The organism is Tenacibaculum dicentrarchi (assembly GCF_964036635.1).
In the GTDB taxonomy this organism is placed as follows: Bacteria; Bacteroidota; Bacteroidia; order Flavobacteriales; family Flavobacteriaceae; genus Polaribacter; species Polaribacter dicentrarchi.
The window spans coordinates 1,372,880-1,394,677 of the sequence record NZ_OZ038524.1; the positions used below are offsets into that span (position 1 = coordinate 1,372,880).

Here is a 21,798-nt window from a genome sequence, read left to right on the forward strand (position 1 = left end):
TTACTGTTTTTCAATATTAATTAATGTTGATTTATCTGATACACTACACTTGTATGATTTAACCCAATCACCATTAAATTTAGTCTTATCTTCTGATAAAACAAGCTCATAAGTATTTCCAGAACAATAACGACCACAACCTGGCTTAGGAGTACCTGTATTTTCTGTTTTACCGATGGTTTTAATGATTAATTCATTTCCTTTAAGCTTCATATCTAGCTTAAAAACAGCAAAGTATTGCTGATCTGGAATTCCTGAAATTTTTAATGAACCTTCAATTAATTCACTTGCTAGTTCATGCTTTGTAATAGTTAAAGTATAGCGATATTTTGGCGAACAACAACCCGTACAGTCTATTGTACCATCCCAAACACCAACAAGATTTTGCTCAGGCTCTTCTTCAACAACCTGTTCAATTTCCTGATCAACCATACTCATTGTTTGGTCATATACTATCTCTATTGATTTAGTACATGCCGCAAACAACAAGCATAAAATTATTATATATCCTATTTTTTTCATTTTATTTAAAAATTAATTAAAAGGTAAACGTGTTCTTTAAAGTGATCGAAGTTGCCTCTAATCCGGTAGATCTTTTAAAACGTGATAACCTAAATTCTAATGATTTAAACTGAAATTCTCTTTTTTTGTTGATTTTAAAACCTAAGACACCATTTACTGGTGAAAACTTCATTCCTACCCCATATTTATTGGTTGTGAATTTGGCTAAATCATAATCAGAGGTATAATATTCCGCATCTAAATTATGCGCACCATACGCTTCAAAATAATCTGATTTTGTTTGAGTATGAAAACGATAAAAAGGATACAAAGTAAAACCATCGCCTAATTTTATTGGTGTTTCTATTTCAAAACTACTCGCTTTTATACCAAAATCATCGGTGTACCATCTGTAAAACAAACGGGTTACTAAAAAATTACTAACAAAATAATTTGCTCTAAAACCAAGGGCTTTTTTCACTCTTGATTTCGGTAATTTTTCACTTTTAACATGTTTAAATTGCTCTTGAGTAATTCCGTCATTAAAATAAACACGGTGAAAAGGCGTATTTAAAATCCCTTTCTGAATAATAACCTCAGCAGTTACAGAGGCATTTAATCGGCTATTTATATTCCCGCCATAAGTTGCACCTACATTATAAGTAAACCTAGTGTCTTTATCATAACCTTTAAAAGCTGCTGCTGTTTGATTTCCATAATAGTCATCATCATCGTCGTCGTCGTCATCATCTCTAGCACTATAATTTTTAGTAACTAAACGATCGTGGTGGTCATGATCGTGATCATCGTCATCATCTTTATCATCGTCTTTATCAGTATTAAAATAATCGTAATAATAATCATAATCATGGTCATCGTCGTCATCATCATCGTCGTCGTCATCGTCATGGTGATGTCCATTTTTACCGCCACCTGCGCCAGTATTTCTACCATCTCTAATTTCACCAGGATAAATTAAAAGCCATTTATCGATAAAAACTCCCGCAGTAATACTTAAAAACTTATTACCGTCTTTCGAATCTTTCTGCCAAGTAATTTTACCATAATTTGAGGTAACATCAAACTCTTTTGAATAACCATACAATACAGAAACTGCCGAATTATTATCGGGCATTAACCTGCTAAAATTTAACGACAAATACTTTCGAGTATCTTCACTCGCTAAATTATTATCATTGTTTTCAGGAGTTTCTGAACGAGTACTTGCCGATGTTACAGCACCGTATTTATCAATATTAGCCGTACTTGCCGACGTATAATGATCTAAGCCTAAAGTTGCCCCAAAAGTTGCCGTTTTATTTACCGGTATTGAAACCGATATTTGCGGCGCATTATTATCTAATTTTTCGGTACCTAAACCTCCTGTTACCGCACCATTATTTCCGTCTTGTTCATAGTAGTTATATAAAATATCTACCTCAACCTTATCTAATTGTTTTATTTTATTTTGTGAATAAGCATTTACACCTGCTATAAAGCATAAAGCAATCATTAATCTAGTATTTAGTTGCATCCACATCCGCCTCCTGTTTTTCCTCCGTTAGCACCTGAAGCTCCTTCTCTATAGTTTTGAGAGCTTGTTTCGTATTGTTCAATTTTTCTTGATGATAAAGCCATATCTTCATCATTTAAATACATTTTTTGATAAGGTTTTACACTTACACAATTTGAAAAAGTGAGTGCTATCAATAAAAATGCCATTGTTTTTTTTATCATATTTCAAGTTTAGTTTTACGTTAATTTTTGTTTTTAGTTTAGTTTTAAGTTCGTAGATGTTTTCATTTTATTATCAGCAGTAATTAGCAAACATTCAACACCTTTTAGCTGATTTATAAGCGTCAATCCTTTTTCTTTACCTAGTACATAAACAGCGGTTGCTAAGGCATCGGCTAATTCGGTATTTTGACAAAAAACACTAACACTTTTTAAACCCCTAACCGGCCAGCCTGTTTTAGGATGAATAATATGTGAATATTTAATGCCATTAAATTCAATATATTTTGCGTAATTCCCTGAGGTTACCACGGCATTATTATGTAATTTAAAGGCACCAATACTTTTTAATATATTATTAGGATCTGCGAGTTTTATCAGCCATTTTTTAGTAATCGGATGATTTCCCCAAGTGGTTAAATCGCCACTAGCATTTACCAAACCTGCGGTTACTCCTAACTTTTTTAATTTAGCTTTTACCTTTTCGGCAGCATAGCCTTTTCCGATAGATCCGAAGCCAATACGCATGCCTTTTTTAGTTAAAAACACGGTATTTTTTTGTGTATCAACAATAATATTTTTGTAATTGATATTTTTTACAGAATTTAAAACCGCCAAGCTATCAGGTAAATTCTTCATTGGTTTATTAAAATACCAAAGCCTGTCTAACGAAGCAAAACTGATATCAAAATTACCATTTGTTAAGGCTGATATTCTGTTACTTCGAGCTATTAAACCGACTAACTCACTACTCACTTTTACAGGCTTTATCCCTGCGTTTCTAATAATTTCTGATGTTTGAGAAGTCGCTTTCCATGACGATATTAAATTTTCAATACGTAGGGTTTCTTTTATTGCTTCTTTAATAAAAAAAGCTGCTTTTTCAGGCGTTTTTGCAACCACTGTAAACTCAAAATCAACGCCCATTAAAAGTGTTTTTTCTGTATATACTTCTTGTGATTTTACTGAAAAAGATAAAAGAAATACTATTGATGATACCAGTACTTTTAGCATTATTTTAAATAATTATTAATATAATAACTTGCTGTTTCACTTTTATAACCATCAACCGATTTAACAACCTTTCCTTTGTTGTTTAAAACCGCTACAAAAGGAAAAGCCCCCGAATTATTGTATTTTTCTGCTGCTTTTTCAATATAAGCGATATGCTCTTTGGTTAATTTTCTTCTACTGCGTAAAAAATCAAGATTTACTAAAACATAGTCTGAAAAAGCTTTCTTTTTAAACATTTTAGAGTCTAAAACTTCCTCTTTCAATTCTTTACATGGAATACACCAATCAGAACCTGAAAAATAAATAAACACCTGCTTATTTTCTTTATTTGCTATTTTCTGAGCTTCTTCAATATTGGTTAACCAAACAATATTTTCATTTTTAGATACTTGTGCATTTATAGTAATAGCCACTACTAGGAATAATACTGTAAAAATAATTTTATTCATTTTTTTTAAAATTTTACGCAAAACTAATACTTATTTAGAATTAATAAACATAAATTTGCCAAAAATTTAACACGTATATTTAATTAATCTAAATTAATTATCTTTTCAATGAAAAAATCTTTTTTACTGTTTCTCTTATTTTTATGTTCTGTTCTTTTAGAAGCACAAGAAGTGACTATTGGTGGCGCAACAGTTATGTGTGGTAGTTCTCAGACCTCAACAGTTCCCGTTAAATATGATAATGGTTCATGGACTAGTGGAAAAAGTAATAGTTGGTCTGTAATGCTTTATAAAAAAAATGAATTGAATAAAATTAAAGGGAATTTAACCGAATTAGGGTTCTATGCTGATTGTAATTCTTACAATCCAAAAACATATACCTTTTCTAAGCAACGCATTTATATTAAAGAAATAACTAAAGGTGCAATTACAAGTAGTAAAATTCCCGATTTAACAACATTTACCAAAGTTTACGATGGTGATGTTACCTGGAAAAGAGGTGTAGATTTAGCTAGTAGTCTAAATATAATAACACTTACAACGCCCTTTAAATATTCAGGAACTAAAAATTTATTGGTTTATTTTGAAAATGAATCAGGAAAGGGTGCTGGGTTTAGTAGTATTCCTTTTTTATGGAATAATCATGGAAATAACAGGGTTGCTTACGCATCTTATAAATTAAGTGATAAAAAGAACTCTAATGGACATATTGACAGAACATTACCTGTTACCTATTTCAAATTTTCGCCTGCAAGTACGCCTACAAAAATAACAATGGAATCAAACAAAAGTATTTGTAGTAAAAGTGCTTTCAAGTTTACAGGTGTTAGTGTTACACCAGCTATGGTTACATTAAAATGGACAACATCAGGAACTGGAAGATTTAATAATAAATATATAAAAAACCCAACATATACACCAAGCGCTACCGATTCAGGAGATATAACCCTAACATTAATCGCTACAAATACCGATGGTTCTATCAGTAAAAACTTTACACTGACTATTAACCCATTACCAACGGCATATATCAAGAAAATTTAAATAACACTTATAAATAATAATTATGAAAAATAAATTACTATCAATTACCGTATTCTTATTTTGTTGTCTTTCAATGGTAGCTAAAAATACACTATCTAATGAAAAAACACCTCTACATCAACTTAACTTAATAAAATCGGTAAACCCTCCTCCTACTTCTTTAGCTAAAATCACACTATGTGAAGGTGAAAAACTAGCAATAACAGCAGAAGATGCTGGTACAGGAGCAACATACGAATGGACTAAAGGAACTGTTGTCAAATCAAATAATGAAGATTTAATTATAAACCCTATTACTTTAGCTGATACAGGGACATATACCTTAACTGTAACAAAAAATGGGTGTACAAATACCGCTGATATTGAAGTGAAAATCAATAAAAAACCTGCTGTACCAACCCTAAGAAATACCGTCGCTACTTGTAGTGCTAATGGTTCTACTAAAATCACAAATTATGATGCAACCTTAACCTATATTTTTACAGATACAGCTACAAATACTATTGTTAACACTATTATTATTAAAGCATCTGGTGAAATTGAAAACATGGTTATTGGTACTTCTTATACTGTAAAAGCTGAAAGAAACACTTGTATATCTACAAACTCTACTGCTTTTGATAATAAAACAATGTTGCCTGCACCGAAAGCAATTATCAAACTAAAATAAATCCTTTTAAAATCTTTAAATCTACGAGGTAAAAAGCCTCGTAGGTTTTTATTAAAATTTATCCTAATGTTTAAAAAAGTATTCTTTATTATTTTGGTTATAGTGCATTTTAGTACAATATCGGCGGAAAATAAAATTTATGCGATAGAAAACACTTCTTTACATACAGATAAACATCAAAATTCTTTAACAGAAATCACCCTTTGTGAAGGAGAGGATTTATCGCTTACAGCAGAATTTTTTGTGGGCGCAACTTACAAATGGTTTACCTCGGATAACAAAACAATTAATAGCATTGATTTAGTCCGTTCAAATATTTCCGTAAATATGGCGGGGCTTTATATTTTAACCATCCATAATAATGGTTGTAATGATGATGCGGAAATTAATGTTATCGTTATTCCTAAACCAAATGCGGGAACAAACGGTTCTTTAAATATTTTAAAAGGTATTACCCCTAGCGAGCAAGAATTATTTAATGCTTTAGGAGGAAATCCTGAACAAAATGGTGTTTGGACAACCAATAACAACGCATATACCTATACCGTAAATTCAAATACCTGTAAAAGCACTGCCAAAGCTACAGTAAATATTATTGAAGATGTTAAAATAACAAATGCTTTTACCCCTAATAAAGACGGTATTAACGATACTTGGGTTATCCTTTCAGATTTATCAAAAATATATCCGAAGAATCAATTATTCATCTTTAACAGGCATGGAAATAAGGTATATCAGGCTACTCCTTATAAAAATAACTGGGATGGTATTGCCAATTCAAACCTGATTATTAACAACCATAATAAACTTCCTGTAGGTGCTTATTATTACGTTTTAGAATTAAACGACACTAATAATACCGCTTTTAAAGGTTGGGTATATATTAATTATTAAACATGAAAAAAACGACTATTATTATCGGGTTTTTACTACTAATACTAGGTAGTATTCATAATTTAAGCGGTCAAAATACGGCTGATTTTTCGGTTTTTAATCATAGTTTAAATATTATAAACCCTGCTTTTACCGGTAAAAATAATAAAACACAAATAGCAACTAATTATAAAAAAGTATGGGCAGGTATTGAAAACTCCATACGTTCTAATATTGTTTGCTTTAGCATGCCTACCCAAAAAGGAATTGGTATTGGTGTTACTGTACTTAACGATTCTTTTTACCTGTATAATCAAACAAGTGTTGCTGCCGACATTTCTTCTAAAGTAAAATTAGATGCAAATCACGAACTATTATTTGGTTTAAAAGCATCGGTAAATTTCTTTGGAATTAATTTAAAAAACCTGAATACTTTTCAAAGTAACGACCCTTTATTTATGCAAAATGAGCAGCTAATTTCGCCGAATTTTTCCGTTGGTTTTGCCCTAAGAAATGAACGTTATTTTGCACATATTGCCTTATTAGATGTTTTAAGAGAACGTAAAAACACCGCATCTGTAAATACTTTAAATACAATGCGCGTAAATTTTGGGGCAGGAATTTATCATCAACTTAACCCTGTTTTAGGCTTAACTAACACCGCATTATTTAGAGCCACAAAAGGAGCACCACTTTCTATTGATATTACTTCAATGTTTTCTGTAAACAATAAATATGATATTGGGCTTACCTACCGATATAATGCTGCTTTAATGACTAATTTCCTTATAAAAACCACCAATTGGCTACAACTAGGCTATAGTTATGGTATTCCTACCAATGAAATTGCAAAGTACAACAATGGAACCCACGAATTTTTTATCCGAATATATTTTAATACCAAAATAAATAACCGTTTTAAATGGAGATTAGGCTGTTTTTAACACATACATACTTATAATGAAAAAAATATTTTTACTCGTTTTATCTTTTTTAGCAACCACAATTTACGCACAAGGCAACCAAGTTACTGTTGGTACTCCAAAATGTGGAAGTTCTATTTCTAAAGCTGCTCCTGCCCGTTACGATTATGTGCTTGAAAAAGAAAATAGCTGGGCTAGCATGTTATATAATCCATCACAAATAAGTGCTTCTGGTGCTATAAAAGGACTTGCTTTTTATGTTGATTGTATGACATTTAATGAATGTAATTTTGACACGGCAAAAAATCAAAAAATATATTTAAAAGAAGTTGATTTCAATCAATTTAACAGTACTTCAGAACCTGATTTAACAACGTTCACCAAAGTATATGATGGTGATATTACCTGGAAAAGAGGACTTACTATTGAAAACTCTAAAACACAGGTTGTTTTTGATACCGAATTTGAATATTCTGGTAAAAAAAGCTTAGTCGTTTATTTTAGTAATGAAAACAATAAGCCTTTAGGAGGTTATACAGGCTGTGGAACTTCACCTTCTTTTTTATGGAATGATGCAGGAGAGAATACTGTTGTTTATGAAGTTTTCAAAAAAGGTGAGAAAAAAGGCGAGGGAAATTATGCGAAAGAACTTCCTGTTACTCGTTTTTATTTTGATGAAATGAATACCGAAGATTTTACACCCTCTGAACAAAAAGCAACAATTACTGCCGATACTAAAACAATAAGAGCAAACGGTGTTTCATCGAGCCTTATTACCGTGCAATTATACAACGAAGATGGAAGCGTTTTACAATACGCAAACCAAAGAGTTACTTTAAGTACTACCGCAGGGGTTTTAGGATCTGTTATGGATAAAAAAGATGGTACTTATACCGCTTATTTAACCAGTAGTACCGAAGAAGAAACAGCCGTTATTTCAGGAATGTTAAATGGCGTTATGATTAGATATACTGAAGAAGTAAAATTCACCAAAAATAAAATTACAGACTCTGAAAATGATCAAATTCCTACTACAGATGACATCACAAAATCAAATAATTTAGTACAAGGGTTTTCACCAAATAACGATGGTATAAACGATACTTGGCAAATTTTTAGTAATACCGATATCGCTACAAAATATCCTAATAATAGCTTATTTATTTTTAATCGATTAGGTTACCAAGTATATGATGCAGCGCCTTATAAAGATGATTGGAATGGTGAATCTAACGGTAAAATTACTATTTCTAAAGATGCTAAACTTCCTATAGGTTCTTATTATTTTATCTTTAATACAGGTCAAGACAAAGAAATCATTAAAGGTTGGGTACAAATAAATTATTAAAAAAAATAACATGTTACTAAAAAAAATACTATTAATAAGCGCATTCATATTCAGTTTTTGTGCTGTTTCTCAAAATAAAATAAATTACGGTTTATATAATAATAACCTAAACCTAATTAATCCTGCTTTTGCTGGTCAAGCTGATAACACATCAATACTGATAAACTCTAAAACGCAATGGGTTGGTGTAACAGACGCGCCTAAAACAAGTACGGTTTCGTTAAATATTCCTTTAAAAGAAAACATCGGGATTGGTTTAAATATTATTAATGATAAAATATTTGTTTTTAACCAAACACAAATTTCGTTAGACGCCTCTTACAAACTTAAAGTAAGTAAAGATCATAATATATCATTTGGTATTAAAGCTCAAGCAAATTTATACAGTGGCGAATTTAACACTATTAAAACAGCGGCAAAAAATGATGCTTTCTTTGCGGAATCTATTAATAACTTCAGCCCTAATTTTTCTATGGGAGCAGCATTAATTCACCAAGATTATTACCTGCATGCAACACTAAACACCTTATTAATCGACCAGCGATATAAAGACCTTAACAGCAGTAAAAACAAAAGTAAGTTACATATGAATATTGGTGGTGGTTACACCATAAAACTGAACAATTACTTAAACTTAACACCTTCTACATTGCTAACCGTTATAGAAGGAGCACCATTAAGTATTGATGCAAACACCACCTTAGAAATTAACGAAAAATACGATGTTGGGCTGTCGTATTCTTTTAATAATTCGATGCAAATAAACACCAAAATAACCGCAACAAACTGGCTTGATATTGGCTATGGTTATAGCATTTACACCAATAAAATAAGCCCTTATCAAAATGGAACTCACGAATTTTTTGCCTTATTTAATTTAGATGATATTTTTTAAAATAACACTTAAATTATAGCATAATTACAAACATATAAAACCTAAAAATTAGGTTTTATATGTTTTCAAATAATAATTTTACGTAGCTATCTTCAGGGTTTTCAAACACCTGTTTTGTAATTCCTTGCTGTAAAATAACACCATTTTTTAACACGATTATTTCATCAGAAATAGCCATAGCATCTTTAATATCGTGAGTTACAAAAATAGCCGTTGTGTTGGTTTGTTTTAAAATAGCCAAAATATCTTTACGCAACTGACTTCTTAAAATAACATCTAAATTACTAAAAGGTTCATCTAAAATTAACAATTCGGGCTTTGGCGCTAAGGCTCTTGCCAACGCAACACGCTGTTGCTGTCCTCCTGAAAGCTCGTGTGGATAACAATTTTCTTTATCTGATAAACCTACCAAACTTAACACTTCTTTAATTCTTTCTTTTTTATCCGTAGCCGATATATCACTAATTCCGTAACCAATATTATCAGCCACCGAAAAATGAGGAAATAAGGCATAATCTTGAAATACCATTCCTACATTTCGAAGCTGTGGAGCTACAAATACTTCATTAGATGAAACCACCTTTTCTTTTAATAAAATAGTACCAATATCAAGTACTTCTAAGCCCGTTATTAAACGAATTAAGGTTGTTTTACCACTTCCACTTTCGCCTACTATGGCGATTATTTTTCCTTTGGATAAAGAAAATGACACGTCTTTTAATGCGATTACTTTTCCTTTATTAAATGTTTTTTCAACATTTTTAACTTCTAATATCGTACTCATTAATTTTTTATTTAACTTTCTGTTTGATTCTTTTTTAGCGCTATTTTTAACACTCTTTTTCACTTTTATTTAACGCTCTTTAACTACCTTTATTTAACTGTCTTTGGCTATTAATCGATTTAAAAATAATATCGGTAGTATTCCTGTTAAAATAATACATATAGCAGGCAATGCTGCTTCGGCAATTAGCTCGTCACTGGCATACTCATAGGCTTTAACCGCCAAGGTATTTATATGATATGGCTTTAAAATTAAGGTTAATGGCAATTCTTTCATTACATCGACAAAAACTAAAATAAAGGCACTTAAAATAGCAGGTTTTAGCAAGGGAAATTCAATTTTAATAAAGGTTTTAAGCGTTCCACTTCCTAATAATTTAGAAGCTTCAGATAATGATTTCCCAAATTTTAAACTGTTCGATTCAATAGGATTGTAAGCCACCGCTAAAAATCGAACAAGGTAGGCATAAACCAAAACCATAATAGTTCCGTTAATGATAAATCCTATTTTTATATCAAAATTAGTTTTCATAAAAGTAACCAGCCATTTATCTAACGATAAAGTTGGTATTAAAACACCCACCGCAATTACAGCTCCCGGAATTGCATAGCCTAAAACCCCTATTTTTGCAATCGATTTTAGTATTGATAATCGATTCCATTTTGATAAAAATATCAAAAGCAAGGCAAAAACAACCGTGGTAAATGCCGATATTGTAGCAATACCAAAACTTTGAAAAGCAATCGTTATAAATTCGGATGTAAAAACCTCTTTATAAGTTAAAAATGCCCAATATAGCAACTGCATAAAAGGCAGTAAAAACCCAAATAAAACAGGTGTAAATGCGATAATAAAAGACGTTATTTTTAATCGTTTTGAAACTGTTTCTCTAATTACTTTCTGATGATTTTTAGTAGCATTAAAATAGCCTATTTTTCGGCGTTGCCATTTTTCGACTGTAATTAATAAAAAGATAATAATCACTAAAATTGCCGATAAATAAATAGCCGTTTCTGGTTCTTCTAATGAAAACCAAGCTCTAAAAATACCCGTTGTAAAAGTGCTTATTCCGTAATATTTAGCAGCACCATAATCGTTTAAAACCTCCATTAAAACCAATACCAAACCACCTGCAAATGCAGGACGTGCTAAAGGTAAAATCAACTTAAAAAAGGTTTTTCGTTCACTTGCTCCTAATAATTTTGAAGCCTCAATAATATTATTCGATTGATTTAAAAAGAAGGCTCTCGAGGCTACGTATATATACGGATATAAGGAAATACTGAGTACAAAAATTAACCCTATATGATTCATTACATCAATTTTTAAGCTAAACACTTTTGCTACAATACCACCATAATCAAAAATACCGGCATAAGCATACGCTGTAATATAAGAAGGAATTGCCAACGGAATAATTAACAGCCACTCTAATTGTTTTCTAAACGGAACATGATATCGTGAAACAATCCAAGCAGATGAAATACCAAAAAACAAGGTTAAAATACTCGTTCCGATAATTAATATCAGTGAGTTTTTAAGATAATTTGGCAATAAATGTTCTAAAAAATGACCCCAGTTTTCGCCAGGTCCATAAAATAAATTGATAAAAACTGTTAGTATTGGTATGGCAACAAACAAAACAATGATCAATAAAAATATTGACCATTTGTTTGCATCTCTTCGAATGTTTTGAAACTTATTTTTCACAAAAATTAATTTAACGTTTGATTAGTTTTTATACAGAATGTTGTAAGGTATTTTTTTTAATTAGGTATTTATTCATCATTATTTCAGTACCCTTAAAACCAATAATAATCCCTAAATATCCGAGTAATTCTATTCCTGTCATATTCACTAAAATACCCCCTAAACAAAGTCCTGTAAAAATCCCTAAAATTAGCAATGCTATATATTTTAACATTTTTATCTTTCCTAACTTTATTAACTCGATATTCTTGCTTTTATAACATTCGTTATTGTTTATATAGCTTTCTAAATGATACAAATATTTTTCAAATAATCTGGAAAATGCTACAGGTGTAATAAATCCGAAACCTTTGGTTTTAACATTATGATGAATTACTACGTTGTCCTTTTGTTTTACATCAATATTAATTTTTGCCTCCCAATTTAAAATATTTAATTTCCAACCGTCTAATAAAGTGCTTTTTTTAGTAAAAAGCAGTTGATCTTTTTCATTTTCAACCGCTATAAAACCATCACTTTCAAAGTAATTTTTCAAGTTACTTTTAAGCTTTAAATTGTCTTTTACCTTAAATTCAACATCATTAAAATATTCTTTCATAGTTCATTTTTAATCAAATTTCTTATTCAATTTATCTGAATAATACTTTATAGCATTTTTATACTTTTTAATCCCATTATCATTACTTGTTTCGGCAATTATATTTAATAATATATTCATTGCTTCATCACATTTATTCAAATTAAATAGAGACATTGCTTTAAACACTTTAAATTCTCTATTTTCAGGAAAATCAAATATAGCTTTTTGAAGTAAATTTACAGATTTTGTATACTCACCAATACACCTATAAGTACTTCCTAACCCTAAATAACATCCTTCTAAATCTATATCTTTCAAGCCTAATTCGAGAGCTTTTTCATATTTAGGATAAGCTTCCAATTCTCTTTGCATATTATCACATAACCAAGCATAATGATAAAAAACTTCTCCACTTTTAGGATATTCAAAAATCAATTCACAAAATATTTTTTCTGCTTTTATATATTTATTTTCAGTTCTTAATTTAATAGCTTTTTTTAATTTTTCAGTCATTTTTCATATAAATTATAACTTCTGTTGATGGTTTTAAAATAATTGTAACTCTTTATAAAAATAAAACAATTATTAATTTATTATAGAATTATTTCCACTGTGCTTTATCAAAAATTAAAACTGCTTTTTTATTGTTTTCACCTAATTTTGTTAACGATAACTTATCTTCTTTAAAAGTTCCCCACGATTTTAATAAATCGGAAGCCATTACTTCTTCATTTACTGGATATTCATAATTTGCCTTTGCAAATACTTCTTGCGATTCTTTACTTACCAAAAACTCAATAAATTTAATCGCATTTGCTTTGTTTGGCGCATATTTAGCAACACCTGCTCCACTTACATTTATGTGTGTTCCGCTACCATTTTGGTTAGGAAAAAACAATTTAATTTCTTTTGCAGCATTTACTTCGTCAGGGTTTTTTGAGTTTAATAATTTACCAATATAATAGGTATTTACAATCGCTACATCTCCTTCTCCAGCAACGACTGCCTTTACTTGGTCACGGTCGTTTCCTTTTGGTGAACGTGCCATATTTGCTACGATTCCTTTAGCCCATTCTGTGGCTTTTTCTTCGCCATTATTAGCAATAATAGAGGCTAATAATGATTGATTATAGATATTCCCTGATGAACGAATTAATACTTTATTTTTCCATTTATCATCGGTTAAAGCTTGGTAAGTTGATAAATCTTCAGGGCTTATTTTTTCAGGATTATACACCATTATACGGGCTCTTTTTGTTAAAGAAAACCAGTTATTATCGGCATCTTTTAAGTGCGTAGGAATTGTTTTTTCTAATATTGATGAGCTTGCCGACTGTAGTAATCCTTTCTTTTTTGCTCTTACCAAACGCCCTGCATCTACTGTAATTAATACATCTGCTGGCGATTGTTCTCCTTCAATAGTCATTTTTTGCATTAGCTCATCGGCTTTTGCATTGGTTACATTTACTTTGATGCCTGTTTGTTTTTCAAATTTAGCAAACAATTCCTGATCTGCCTTATAATGACGGTGTGTATAAACGTTTACTTCTTGTTGTTTTTCTGCTGATTTTCCCGCTTTTTTCTGATCATTTTTACATGAAGTTAAAAGTACTGTAATCATTAAAATTGCTACTATATTTCTCATATTTACTTTATTTTGACACTATTTTATTAGTTACTTTAACGCCCAATTTATATTTTAGCCATTAATTATTATACTCTTATTATATATTAATTAAACCTAAACAAAAGTAGTTATTTAGATTGATTCTATAATAAGTATTTTGAATTTTATACTTTTTTTTATTTTAAATCATGTTGTATTTTTTTTTCAGATGAATTTAAAAGTACTTAAAGCCCATTAATTTTGATATCGCTGGTAAATGGTAAAATCCATTTTTTATGTTTAAAACTTTCTTTTTCTTGGTATAAATTTACTTTCGAGTTTATATAAGGAGTACTTAAACGACCATTAAGCGTTACATAACTCTCTACATATACAGCTATATTTTCATGCCCTTTATCCTTGAAATGATTACCTAAATAATGAGCGTATTCTAAGATAAAATCAGGTTGAAAACTCATTTGTTTTTCTTGAAATGAAGTTAAAAACATGCGATTATCTACATAAAAAAATGCTCCTGTTTTACGATCTACAATTTTAAAATTAGCATAACCTACTTTTTCCATTAGCATTACTCGCCATGAAAAACGAAAACCTTCTTCTGTCCAAAATAATTCACCAGGATAGGCTAAATACCGCCATGGAAACAATACTTGAAACACTAAAAGAACAGCAACAATCCCTGTAATAACTTGTTTTTTTAAACAGCTTGTATATTGATAATTTTCAATATGTTTTATTTTAATTTTATCCAAAGGGTTTTTTATTTTTCTTCGGATAAAACCAATTATTTTCTCATGAAATGTAGCCTCAAAAAAGATTAATGTTGCTATAATCATAATAAAAGGAAACATCCCGATAGGAAATAAAATACGGGTAAAAACGTGAAAAAAAACAACTACTGTAAACGCCAATAAACGTGTTTTTTTCCAAAGTAATAAAAAAGGAATTGTTAAATCGTAAAGTGCGCCACTCCAACTTATTGCATAACAAAACCATTCTTGCTGCATTAAGTTACCGCCAATTAACGGGAAATTAAATTTTGATGGCAGCCAAATTTTTAAAGGCTGTGCTCTTAGCAACCAATCGGAATTTAGTTTTGCCAATCCGGCATAAAAATAAACAAGCCCTAATAAGAGTTTTATACTATCAATAGTCCATTTAGGAACGTTTTTATAGGTTTTTTTAGCGATAAAACTATCTAGTGAAAAACGAGCATTTGCAGGTAAAAAAATCAACAAAAAACTCAGTACACTTATAAAATAATAATGGTTTAAATAAGTGGTTTTATCAATCAATTCAATATAAGTGAAGCTTAAAAAAAACGCAATTATTGCCAAGCGATATTTATATCCAAAGGCTATAAAAACGGCTGATAATCCGCAGATAAAAAACAGTAAATAGGTGTATTGACCTAAGGGTTTTATCCATTGAAAACCATAATATGAAAAATGAAATTCAGGGTCAATATATAATGTTTCTATCCATCCGTTATACCAAAATCGCACAATACTGGCAAGCATCATAATACCGAATAACAGTCTAAAAACTGCTAAAGGAGCCGCATTTGTTTGTATGTCTAAATATGTTTTTTTTTGCATTTTTATTGAAAAAAGACTGCTAATTTTAAAAAAAAACGTTTCTATTTTATAAAAAACAGAAACGCTTTACTTTAATCTTAAATTGATTTGAATTTATAATTTAAATTCAATAGTTCCGTAAAAAGATCTTGGGTCAGACGGTATAATTCCTGGTCCTGGATATCCTGTTGCTCTACGGGTAAAGTAAGAATTGTTTAGCATATTATTTACCCCTGCTTCAAAACTCCATCTTTTTGAATAATCATAGCTAAACGATAGGTCCATAATTTGAAAAGAAGGAATTTCACCAACCGTTCCATTACCTCCTTGCGCTAAAGCATTTGACGCATCGGTAAATTGTTTTGATAAATAACTGTATTGTAACGAAGTTCCAAGTTTTTTATAACGGTATTGCAATCCTGTTTTTAAGTTTACCGCAGGCACAAATTCTACTTGATTCCCTTCAATACTTTTAACTGATGTTGGGTAATATTGTTTGGTATATTTCGATTTTATTACCGCTAAATTTACAAAAGCGCTCAAATCATGGTCGTTTGACTCTACATAAAAAGTAGGCAATACTTTCCATTGTACTAGCGATTCAACACCTAAAATATCGGCACTACCAACATTGGTTCTAATGCGTTTTAAAATTCCACTATTAGGATCTACCCCTAAAATATCACCCAAGCGATTATCGTAATTTAAGTAAAAACCTGTTACATCAAATTTAAGCACATTCACCAATTTACCCCTTAAACCTATATCGACAGAAAACCCTTTTTCATCTTCTATATTAGGGTCAACTAATGAGTTTGGGCTTACAACACGAATATCACTAAAAGTAATTGACCTATAATTTTGAGAAAAATTTGCATATAATTCTAATTTATCTGTAGGCTTATAACTGGTTCCTAATCCTAATAAAAAGAAGTTACGTGATAAACTTCTATGCTCCGAATTGGTTACATCAGAACGGATATCACCAGCAGTATTCGATTTTATATTTCTATACGTTCCGATAGCTTTTGTATTTATGTTTTCAAAACGAACACCTGGTGTAAATGATAGTTTATCACTTACTTTTATTATATTTTCGATAAAAACAGCCGCGTTTTTATTCGGGTATTTATACGATGAACTATTAATCGCTATTTCATCAGAAAAACTTCTTTTCGTGTAATCATCTAAAGAAATAAATTTAAAATCAGCATCGTTTTTATCAGTTCCTAAACCTTGTTTCCCTGTATTATCACCTTGATAATAGCGAGCACCTGCTAAAAAAGTAGCTTCACTATTAAATAAATCATAATGATGTAATAAACGAGCTTCTGCCCCAAAAGTTTTAAAATTACCTACAATCAATTCGCGTTCGGCAGGAGTATTTAATAAAATAGGGTCTGTTGTTTCAGGTCTATAGTCACGAAAACCAACTGCTTTTCGGCTTGCATTTAAAGTAAAGGCTCTAAGATTAAGCTTAGTTTGGTTTGAAAATTTGTGATCAAAATGTAATGCAGACAACAACCATTTTACCTCAAACCAGTTTCTAGTTCTGTTTGATTGTTTAGGGTTTTTATCGAACATTGCATCTGATAATCCTCCAGACTGATGCGCCAAATATTCCATATAGGTAAGCTCTACACCTAGTTTCGATTTTTTATTTAATTGCGAATAAACACCTGCAAAGGCATTGTATTGATTAAAATCAGAATTAGGTCTGTAGCCATCGCCACGTTTGTAGTTTAAATACCCAATATACCCCACTTTACCAACCGTTCCACTAATAGTATTGAACGAATTAAACAAGCCAAATGAAGCAAGTGTTTGCCTTGACGACAAGCTAAACTCTTTATTTTTATTAGGTTTTTTAAGTTTGAAATTTAGCAACCCTCCAAACTGTGTACCGTATTGTAATGATGCTGCACCACGAACAATTTCAATTTTTTCTAAAGCTTCTGTTGGCGGTGTGTAATAGTTTTCAGGATATCCTAAAGCATCGGCACTAATATCATATCCGTTTTGACGCACGTTAAAATTAGAGGTTCTGTTTGGGTCTAAACCTCTACCACCAATTCCTAATTGAAGTCCGCCACCATCGCTTTCCCAAATATTTAAACCTGCAACTTTCGAATATATTTGACGGGCATTATTGGTAGCTAAATTAGCGATGGTATTCCCTAATAAAACAACCTCACTTTTTTTACCTGCATAAATAGCAACCTCTTGTACATCTTGCAATTTTTGTAAGCTAAAAACCTTTTTTTTATGTGCTGTTATTACTACTTCTGATAAATATTCTTCTAATTTTTTTAAAGAAGCATTTAAAACGATATTTTTATTTTCAATAGTTACTTTTTTATTTAAAATATGATAATCTTCCGAATAAAAAGCCAGTTCATAATCTCCTGGTTTTAGGTCTGATATCACATAATTTCCTTTTGAATTTTGCCATAAATTACCTGCTTTATTAATATAAACAGTTACATTTTTTATGGCAGAATTTGATTTTTGATTGGTAATATTCCCTGATATTTTGAATTGTGAATATAAGCAAGTAGTTAATAAACAACTTAGTGTTATAGCAATTTTTCTAGTAATTTTCATAATTTATTTTGAGCTACAAAAGCGTAAAATTAAACCTTTTATTTGAAAAAAAAGGTTGGTAAATGGTTTATATAAATTTTTTAAAAAAGTATTATAATTTTTATCATCGCCTAAGCCTAAGCCGTAAGAAATATTTTCTACTTGCTCTGATCGTAATAAGGTACCAAAAATCCAATCCCAAAGGGCAAGTTTTGAGCCCATATTTTTATCGAAATGTTCTTGGTTATTACTATGATGAATTTGATGCTGAAAAGGGCTGATAAAAATATATTCTAAAAAATTAAAATAGGTAAGTTTAATATGCGAGTGTCGAAGGTTTGATCCGAAGAATAAAAAAATAAAGCTAAATATATTTACTCCTATAAAAGTTAGTTTACTTATTTTAACAAAAGAAATATAGTCAAAAAAGCCTGTTATAAGTCCGAATATTAAAATGCCTTTGATGTTATTAATAATCAACTCTACAGGATGTAATCGGTATTGTGTTAGCGGGTTTAAATGTGTTGCTGAATGATGAATTTTATGAAATTCCCATAAAAAAGGCACTTTGTGAAAAATATAATGAATTAAAAACGACATAAAATCGTTTACAAAAGTCATTACAAAAGTGTAGGTAAGTAACACGGTGAATTGAGATACTTCCCAGTGAGTTTCACCAAATTGAGTAAGAAAGTATTCTTTGGTATAAAAAGCGATGTATAAACCGAAAACAAAATAAGGCGCTAGCAAAAGTACTTTTACAAAAGCGTTAAAAAACAACAGCCCATAATCGGTATAAGCCGAACTGCTCTTCCAATTTTTTAAAGGAAATAAATAAGACCAAAAAGAGCTTTTGATCTTATTTTTAGTGTACATATAATATGCCAATATAATAGCACTCGCCAAATACAAAAAGTAAATTCTTTTAGTAGAATTTAGCAGATAAGAAAAAGGAATTTTAAGAGCCTCTTCTACTGTAAGTATTACTTCGTGTAAAGACATTTTTTTTAAGTATTTGTAAAATGAACTAATTAATCTCCGTCAGAATCTACATAGTTTATTTGACCTTCAAATGCAGGAATAACTTCCGATTTTATCATCGCTACAACCGTTACAAAAGAAGTATATGCTTGGTTTAAAGAAGGATCTTTCTTTTTAACTAATGTTTCAAAATCCGTATTAGGAATTGCTACTAACTTAGTTTGCACAGCATTTAATTTACCAGATAATTCATCCGATAATAATTTACCAGATATTTTACTTTTAACAGCCGTTTCTTTTAATAATGTTTTTAAACTGAGTGTTTTTCCATTTTCATAAAAATTAAGTATTGCTAAATGTGCAGCTACTAATAATTTTTTAGATTGCTTACTATAAAGTGCTTCAATATCTTTTGGATACGCTGTTCCTTGGGTAAATTTCCCTAAAGGACCACCTAGTTTTGCTTTACGGATTTTCTGTTCATAATATTCAGAAAACGCATTTAATATTTTATTAAAAGACCCATTTGCAGCCATAGAAGTATTTGAAATAAAATCAGTACGTTCTGTTTTCCATCCACTTACAACATCGTTATTTTTTTCAATCATTTTTGATAAAATAGCATTTACATGGTCAATACGCTTGTTTTTATTTTCTCCCGAAAACTCCGCTAACACATCAACACTGCTATCATAAAATAATAAATCTAGGGCAGGTAAGCCTTGAATTTTAAAATTAGAAGAAAGGCTATAATTAGAAGCATCCTTTTCTTGAAGTCCTACTAGTTCATCAACAGTTTGTTTATCGGTAGGAAAAACATTTACAAAACGATTTAAATATGTAGTTACAGAAGGTCCTATTCTAGTTGCTGAACCTCCCTCATATAAACCTGCATTTTGCCAAGCAATTGTCGTATTTACATACTGAATTTTAACTGCTGCTAAGTTTTCTTTAGTTGTTTCTGTTGAAAATGTTTTAAAACTCGTATTTAATTTACTTAATTCAGTTCCAAAATTCGTAAAAGCAGGAATTATGTTAGCATCAACCATATTGGTTAAAAATAATTTCATTTGCTTTTCATCTACCTTTTCTTCTTTGTTTGTTTCGCTACTACAGCTAATCATTAGCACTAAAAACAGTGCACTTGTTAAAATTTTAATGACTTTCATACCTTATATTTATTTACTAGATAAGCACCTTTACAAAGAAAGGTGCTTATTTATATTATACAAATTGAATACTAGAATTACTTTACTTCAGCAATAGTAAAACCAAATCTTTTAGCTACTTTTTCTGATAATTCTTTTAATACAGCTCCAATATTATCTTGATATAAACCACCCTTTGCTTTTAATTTAGTAATCATTTCATCTACCTCAGTTTTTGAAAAATAAGGTTTATCAGAACCATTATTTGTAAACTGTAAACTATATACAAAACCTAAACCTTCTGATAATTCATGAAAAGCTCCTGCCTGTGCTTGTGGATCATCCGTAGAATTTACATTTGCAATACCAGCATCTAAATAATGAGCTGCACGAATAGCACATACTAATGATAATTCCTTCTTAATAATAGTTGCTTGTTCATCTCTTGCAGGGTAATTTTTATCAACAATCGCTTGACGACCTTTTAAAAAGGCATTCATCAATCTATCTTTAACACCTTTACCTGCATCAGAAGCATCGGCACTATAAATATACCCACCCCAAAAACGGTAATTTGCAGCATAATCACCAGCTTTTAAAGCTGCTTTATCTGCAATTGCTAAAGCGTTATTACTTAGTGCAGAATATCCGAAAGCTTCATCCCAATGATGCTCCATTTCGGTGTAATTTTTACCTTCTTTATTCTTCTCATTTTCTACGTTTAATTTATCTGAAGATAAATACTTATTTACAATTTGGTCTAATTCCATAGCCCCCATTAAACTCTTAGAAAATACTTGAACGTATTCAAAACCATTGGCATCAACTAATATTTTTTTAGAACCGTCTGCCTTTCTGTTCATAATTCCAGCAACTCCTTTTGATGCAAGAACCTCTTTTTTTCCTGAATTTTTTGCAGTTTCTGTAAAAATAGAATTTAAAAATACTTTTACATCTTCTTTATAAGTTTTGCTATATGCGGTTGCTCCAGAAATATTTTTAGAAGAAGCGTTTAAATTTGAGGCCTTAAAAACCAAACCGTCTGCAAAATCAGTTGCTTTTTCTTTATGGTTAAACATTGCGTTTAACTTATCGGCATCGACCACTTCTGTGGAAGCTTTTCCTAAAGCAGATTTTAATTGCGTATGCATATCTAAACGAGTTTGTTGCCCAGAATAGCTTACGGTACTTTTAGCATCTCTTGAAAAGGTATACGTTGAAGGAGCTTTTACTTCTTTTATAGGGTCTTTTTCGTCACTACATGAAGTCATTAATAATGCTGAAACAGCAAATATTGATAGAATAACTTTTTTCATTTTATTTTATTTTTAGATTTTTTATGCAAATTTATGCAACA

Annotated in this window: 21 protein-coding genes; 6 read left to right on the plus strand and 15 right to left on the minus strand. The window is 30.5% G+C overall.

Going from position 1 to position 21,798, the window contains the following annotated elements; genetic code table 11:
- The 5 genes from ABNT14_RS06010 to ABNT14_RS06030 are packed head-to-tail and all read right to left on the minus strand — an operon-like array spanning position 1 to position 3,698.
- Positions 1 to 522 (minus strand): hypothetical protein, encoded by a 522-nt coding sequence (locus ABNT14_RS06010; protein WP_145993488.1) that lies wholly within the window; start codon positions 520 to 522, stop codon positions 1 to 3.
- 16 nt (positions 523 to 538) lie between these two features.
- A complete protein-coding gene (locus ABNT14_RS06015) occupies positions 539 to 2,041 on the minus strand; it encodes a DUF3570 domain-containing protein (RefSeq protein WP_101901679.1) in 1,503 nt (500 codons plus the stop codon).
- Entirely contained in the window at positions 2,026 to 2,238 is a 213-nt protein-coding gene (locus ABNT14_RS06020) for a DUF4266 domain-containing protein (protein ID WP_058885104.1), read from the minus strand. Before ABNT14_RS06020 ends, ABNT14_RS06015 begins: the two co-directional genes overlap by 16 nt.
- 33 nt (positions 2,239 to 2,271) lie before the next feature.
- Positions 2,272 to 3,249: an FAD:protein FMN transferase gene (locus ABNT14_RS06025; protein WP_101901677.1), complete on the minus strand. Its 978-nt coding sequence runs from the start codon at positions 3,247 to 3,249 to the stop codon at positions 2,272 to 2,274.
- Positions 3,249 to 3,698: a thioredoxin family protein gene (locus ABNT14_RS06030; protein WP_101901675.1), complete on the minus strand. Its 450-nt coding sequence runs from the start codon at positions 3,696 to 3,698 to the stop codon at positions 3,249 to 3,251. Before ABNT14_RS06030 ends, ABNT14_RS06025 begins: the two co-directional genes overlap by 1 nt.
- Positions 3,699 to 3,806: 108 nt before the next feature.
- Here ABNT14_RS06030 and ABNT14_RS06035 point away from each other — a divergent pair, with 108 nt between their 5' ends.
- From ABNT14_RS06035 to ABNT14_RS06060, 6 genes are all read left to right on the plus strand, one after another.
- Positions 3,807 to 4,742, plus strand: coding sequence for a hypothetical protein (locus ABNT14_RS06035; protein WP_101901673.1), 936 nt, complete (start codon positions 3,807 to 3,809; stop codon positions 4,740 to 4,742).
- A gap of 22 nt (positions 4,743 to 4,764) precedes the next feature.
- Positions 4,765 to 5,412 (plus strand): hypothetical protein, encoded by a 648-nt coding sequence (locus ABNT14_RS06040; RefSeq protein WP_145993486.1) that lies wholly within the window; start codon positions 4,765 to 4,767, stop codon positions 5,410 to 5,412.
- A gap of 66 nt (positions 5,413 to 5,478) precedes the next feature.
- Complete coding sequence (locus ABNT14_RS06045; protein WP_101901663.1) at positions 5,479 to 6,306, plus strand: gliding motility-associated C-terminal domain-containing protein; 828 nt, start codon at positions 5,479 to 5,481, stop codon at positions 6,304 to 6,306.
- Positions 6,307 to 6,308: 2 nt separating this feature from the next.
- The gene (locus ABNT14_RS06050) at positions 6,309 to 7,229 is read left to right on the plus strand and encodes a PorP/SprF family type IX secretion system membrane protein (RefSeq protein ID WP_101901661.1); all 921 of its coding nucleotides are present in this window, start codon (positions 6,309 to 6,311) and stop codon (positions 7,227 to 7,229) included.
- 16 nt (positions 7,230 to 7,245) lie between these two features.
- Positions 7,246 to 8,556 (plus strand): gliding motility-associated C-terminal domain-containing protein, encoded by a 1,311-nt coding sequence (locus ABNT14_RS06055; RefSeq protein WP_101901659.1) that lies wholly within the window; start codon positions 7,246 to 7,248, stop codon positions 8,554 to 8,556.
- A gap of 10 nt (positions 8,557 to 8,566) precedes the next feature.
- Positions 8,567 to 9,451: a PorP/SprF family type IX secretion system membrane protein gene (locus ABNT14_RS06060; RefSeq protein ID WP_101901657.1), complete on the plus strand. Its 885-nt coding sequence runs from the start codon at positions 8,567 to 8,569 to the stop codon at positions 9,449 to 9,451.
- Positions 9,452 to 9,506: 55 nt separating this feature from the next.
- On the opposite strand, the gene ABNT14_RS06065 is transcribed toward ABNT14_RS06060, so the two are convergent.
- From ABNT14_RS06065 to ABNT14_RS06110, 10 genes are all read right to left on the minus strand, one after another.
- Positions 9,507 to 10,235 (minus strand): ABC transporter ATP-binding protein, encoded by a 729-nt coding sequence (locus ABNT14_RS06065; protein WP_101901723.1) that lies wholly within the window; start codon positions 10,233 to 10,235, stop codon positions 9,507 to 9,509.
- Between the two features lie 93 nt (positions 10,236 to 10,328).
- Positions 10,329 to 11,945, minus strand: coding sequence for an ABC transporter permease (locus ABNT14_RS06070; RefSeq protein WP_234984967.1), 1,617 nt, complete (start codon positions 11,943 to 11,945; stop codon positions 10,329 to 10,331).
- Positions 11,946 to 11,973: 28 nt separating this feature from the next.
- A complete protein-coding gene (locus tag ABNT14_RS06075; RefSeq protein WP_101901654.1) occupies positions 11,974 to 12,543 on the minus strand; it encodes a hypothetical protein in 570 nt (189 codons plus the stop codon).
- A 9-nt stretch (positions 12,544 to 12,552) separates the two neighbouring features.
- Positions 12,553 to 13,038, minus strand: coding sequence for a tetratricopeptide repeat protein (locus tag ABNT14_RS06080; RefSeq protein ID WP_101901652.1), 486 nt, complete (start codon positions 13,036 to 13,038; stop codon positions 12,553 to 12,555).
- A gap of 88 nt (positions 13,039 to 13,126) precedes the next feature.
- The gene (locus ABNT14_RS06085) at positions 13,127 to 14,170 is read right to left on the minus strand and encodes a Fe(3+) ABC transporter substrate-binding protein (RefSeq protein ID WP_101901650.1); all 1,044 of its coding nucleotides are present in this window, start codon (positions 14,168 to 14,170) and stop codon (positions 13,127 to 13,129) included.
- 206 nt (positions 14,171 to 14,376) lie between these two features.
- Positions 14,377 to 15,750: an HTTM domain-containing protein gene (locus tag ABNT14_RS06090; protein WP_101901648.1), complete on the minus strand. Its 1,374-nt coding sequence runs from the start codon at positions 15,748 to 15,750 to the stop codon at positions 14,377 to 14,379.
- Between the two features lie 93 nt (positions 15,751 to 15,843).
- The gene (locus tag ABNT14_RS06095) at positions 15,844 to 18,333 is read right to left on the minus strand and encodes a TonB-dependent receptor domain-containing protein (protein ID WP_101901647.1); all 2,490 of its coding nucleotides are present in this window, start codon (positions 18,331 to 18,333) and stop codon (positions 15,844 to 15,846) included.
- Positions 18,334 to 18,336: 3 nt separating this feature from the next.
- Positions 18,337 to 19,314, minus strand: a complete 978-nt coding sequence (locus tag ABNT14_RS06100) for a sterol desaturase family protein (RefSeq protein ID WP_101901645.1) — start codon at positions 19,312 to 19,314, stop codon at positions 18,337 to 18,339.
- A gap of 29 nt (positions 19,315 to 19,343) precedes the next feature.
- Entirely contained in the window at positions 19,344 to 20,462 is a 1,119-nt protein-coding gene (locus ABNT14_RS06105; RefSeq protein ID WP_101901643.1) for an imelysin family protein, read from the minus strand.
- A gap of 77 nt (positions 20,463 to 20,539) precedes the next feature.
- Entirely contained in the window at positions 20,540 to 21,757 is a 1,218-nt protein-coding gene (locus tag ABNT14_RS06110; RefSeq protein WP_101901641.1) for a DUF4856 domain-containing protein, read from the minus strand.
- Positions 21,758 to 21,798: the final 41 nt, after the last annotated feature.

Coding starts and splice junctions, on each gene's coding strand:
- ABNT14_RS06010 (WP_145993488.1), bottom strand. CDS start 522: ATGAAAAAAATAGGATATATAATAATTTTATGCTTGTTGTTTGCGGCA.
- ABNT14_RS06015 (WP_101901679.1), bottom strand. CDS start 2,041: ATGTGGATGCAACTAAATACTAGATTAATGATTGCTTTATGCTTTATA.
- ABNT14_RS06020 (WP_058885104.1), bottom strand. CDS start 2,238: ATGATAAAAAAAACAATGGCATTTTTATTGATAGCACTCACTTTTTCA.
- ABNT14_RS06025 (WP_101901677.1), bottom strand. CDS start 3,249: ATGCTAAAAGTACTGGTATCATCAATAGTATTTCTTTTATCTTTTTCA.
- ABNT14_RS06030 (WP_101901675.1), bottom strand. CDS start 3,698: ATGAATAAAATTATTTTTACAGTATTATTCCTAGTAGTGGCTATTACT.
- ABNT14_RS06035 (WP_101901673.1), top strand. CDS start 3,807: ATGAAAAAATCTTTTTTACTGTTTCTCTTATTTTTATGTTCTGTTCTT.
- ABNT14_RS06040 (WP_145993486.1), top strand. CDS start 4,765: ATGAAAAATAAATTACTATCAATTACCGTATTCTTATTTTGTTGTCTT.
- ABNT14_RS06045 (WP_101901663.1), top strand. CDS start 5,479: ATGTTTAAAAAAGTATTCTTTATTATTTTGGTTATAGTGCATTTTAGT.
- ABNT14_RS06050 (WP_101901661.1), top strand. CDS start 6,309: ATGAAAAAAACGACTATTATTATCGGGTTTTTACTACTAATACTAGGT.
- ABNT14_RS06055 (WP_101901659.1), top strand. CDS start 7,246: ATGAAAAAAATATTTTTACTCGTTTTATCTTTTTTAGCAACCACAATT.
- ABNT14_RS06060 (WP_101901657.1), top strand. CDS start 8,567: ATGTTACTAAAAAAAATACTATTAATAAGCGCATTCATATTCAGTTTT.
- ABNT14_RS06065 (WP_101901723.1), bottom strand. CDS start 10,235: ATGAGTACGATATTAGAAGTTAAAAATGTTGAAAAAACATTTAATAAA.
- ABNT14_RS06075 (WP_101901654.1), bottom strand. CDS start 12,543: ATGAAAGAATATTTTAATGATGTTGAATTTAAGGTAAAAGACAATTTA.
- ABNT14_RS06080 (WP_101901652.1), bottom strand. CDS start 13,038: ATGACTGAAAAATTAAAAAAAGCTATTAAATTAAGAACTGAAAATAAA.
- ABNT14_RS06085 (WP_101901650.1), bottom strand. CDS start 14,170: ATGAGAAATATAGTAGCAATTTTAATGATTACAGTACTTTTAACTTCA.
- ABNT14_RS06090 (WP_101901648.1), bottom strand. CDS start 15,750: ATGCAAAAAAAAACATATTTAGACATACAAACAAATGCGGCTCCTTTA.
- ABNT14_RS06095 (WP_101901647.1), bottom strand. CDS start 18,333: ATGAAAATTACTAGAAAAATTGCTATAACACTAAGTTGTTTATTAACT.
- ABNT14_RS06100 (WP_101901645.1), bottom strand. CDS start 19,314: ATGTCTTTACACGAAGTAATACTTACAGTAGAAGAGGCTCTTAAAATT.
- ABNT14_RS06105 (WP_101901643.1), bottom strand. CDS start 20,462: ATGAAAGTCATTAAAATTTTAACAAGTGCACTGTTTTTAGTGCTAATG.
- ABNT14_RS06110 (WP_101901641.1), bottom strand. CDS start 21,757: ATGAAAAAAGTTATTCTATCAATATTTGCTGTTTCAGCATTATTAATG.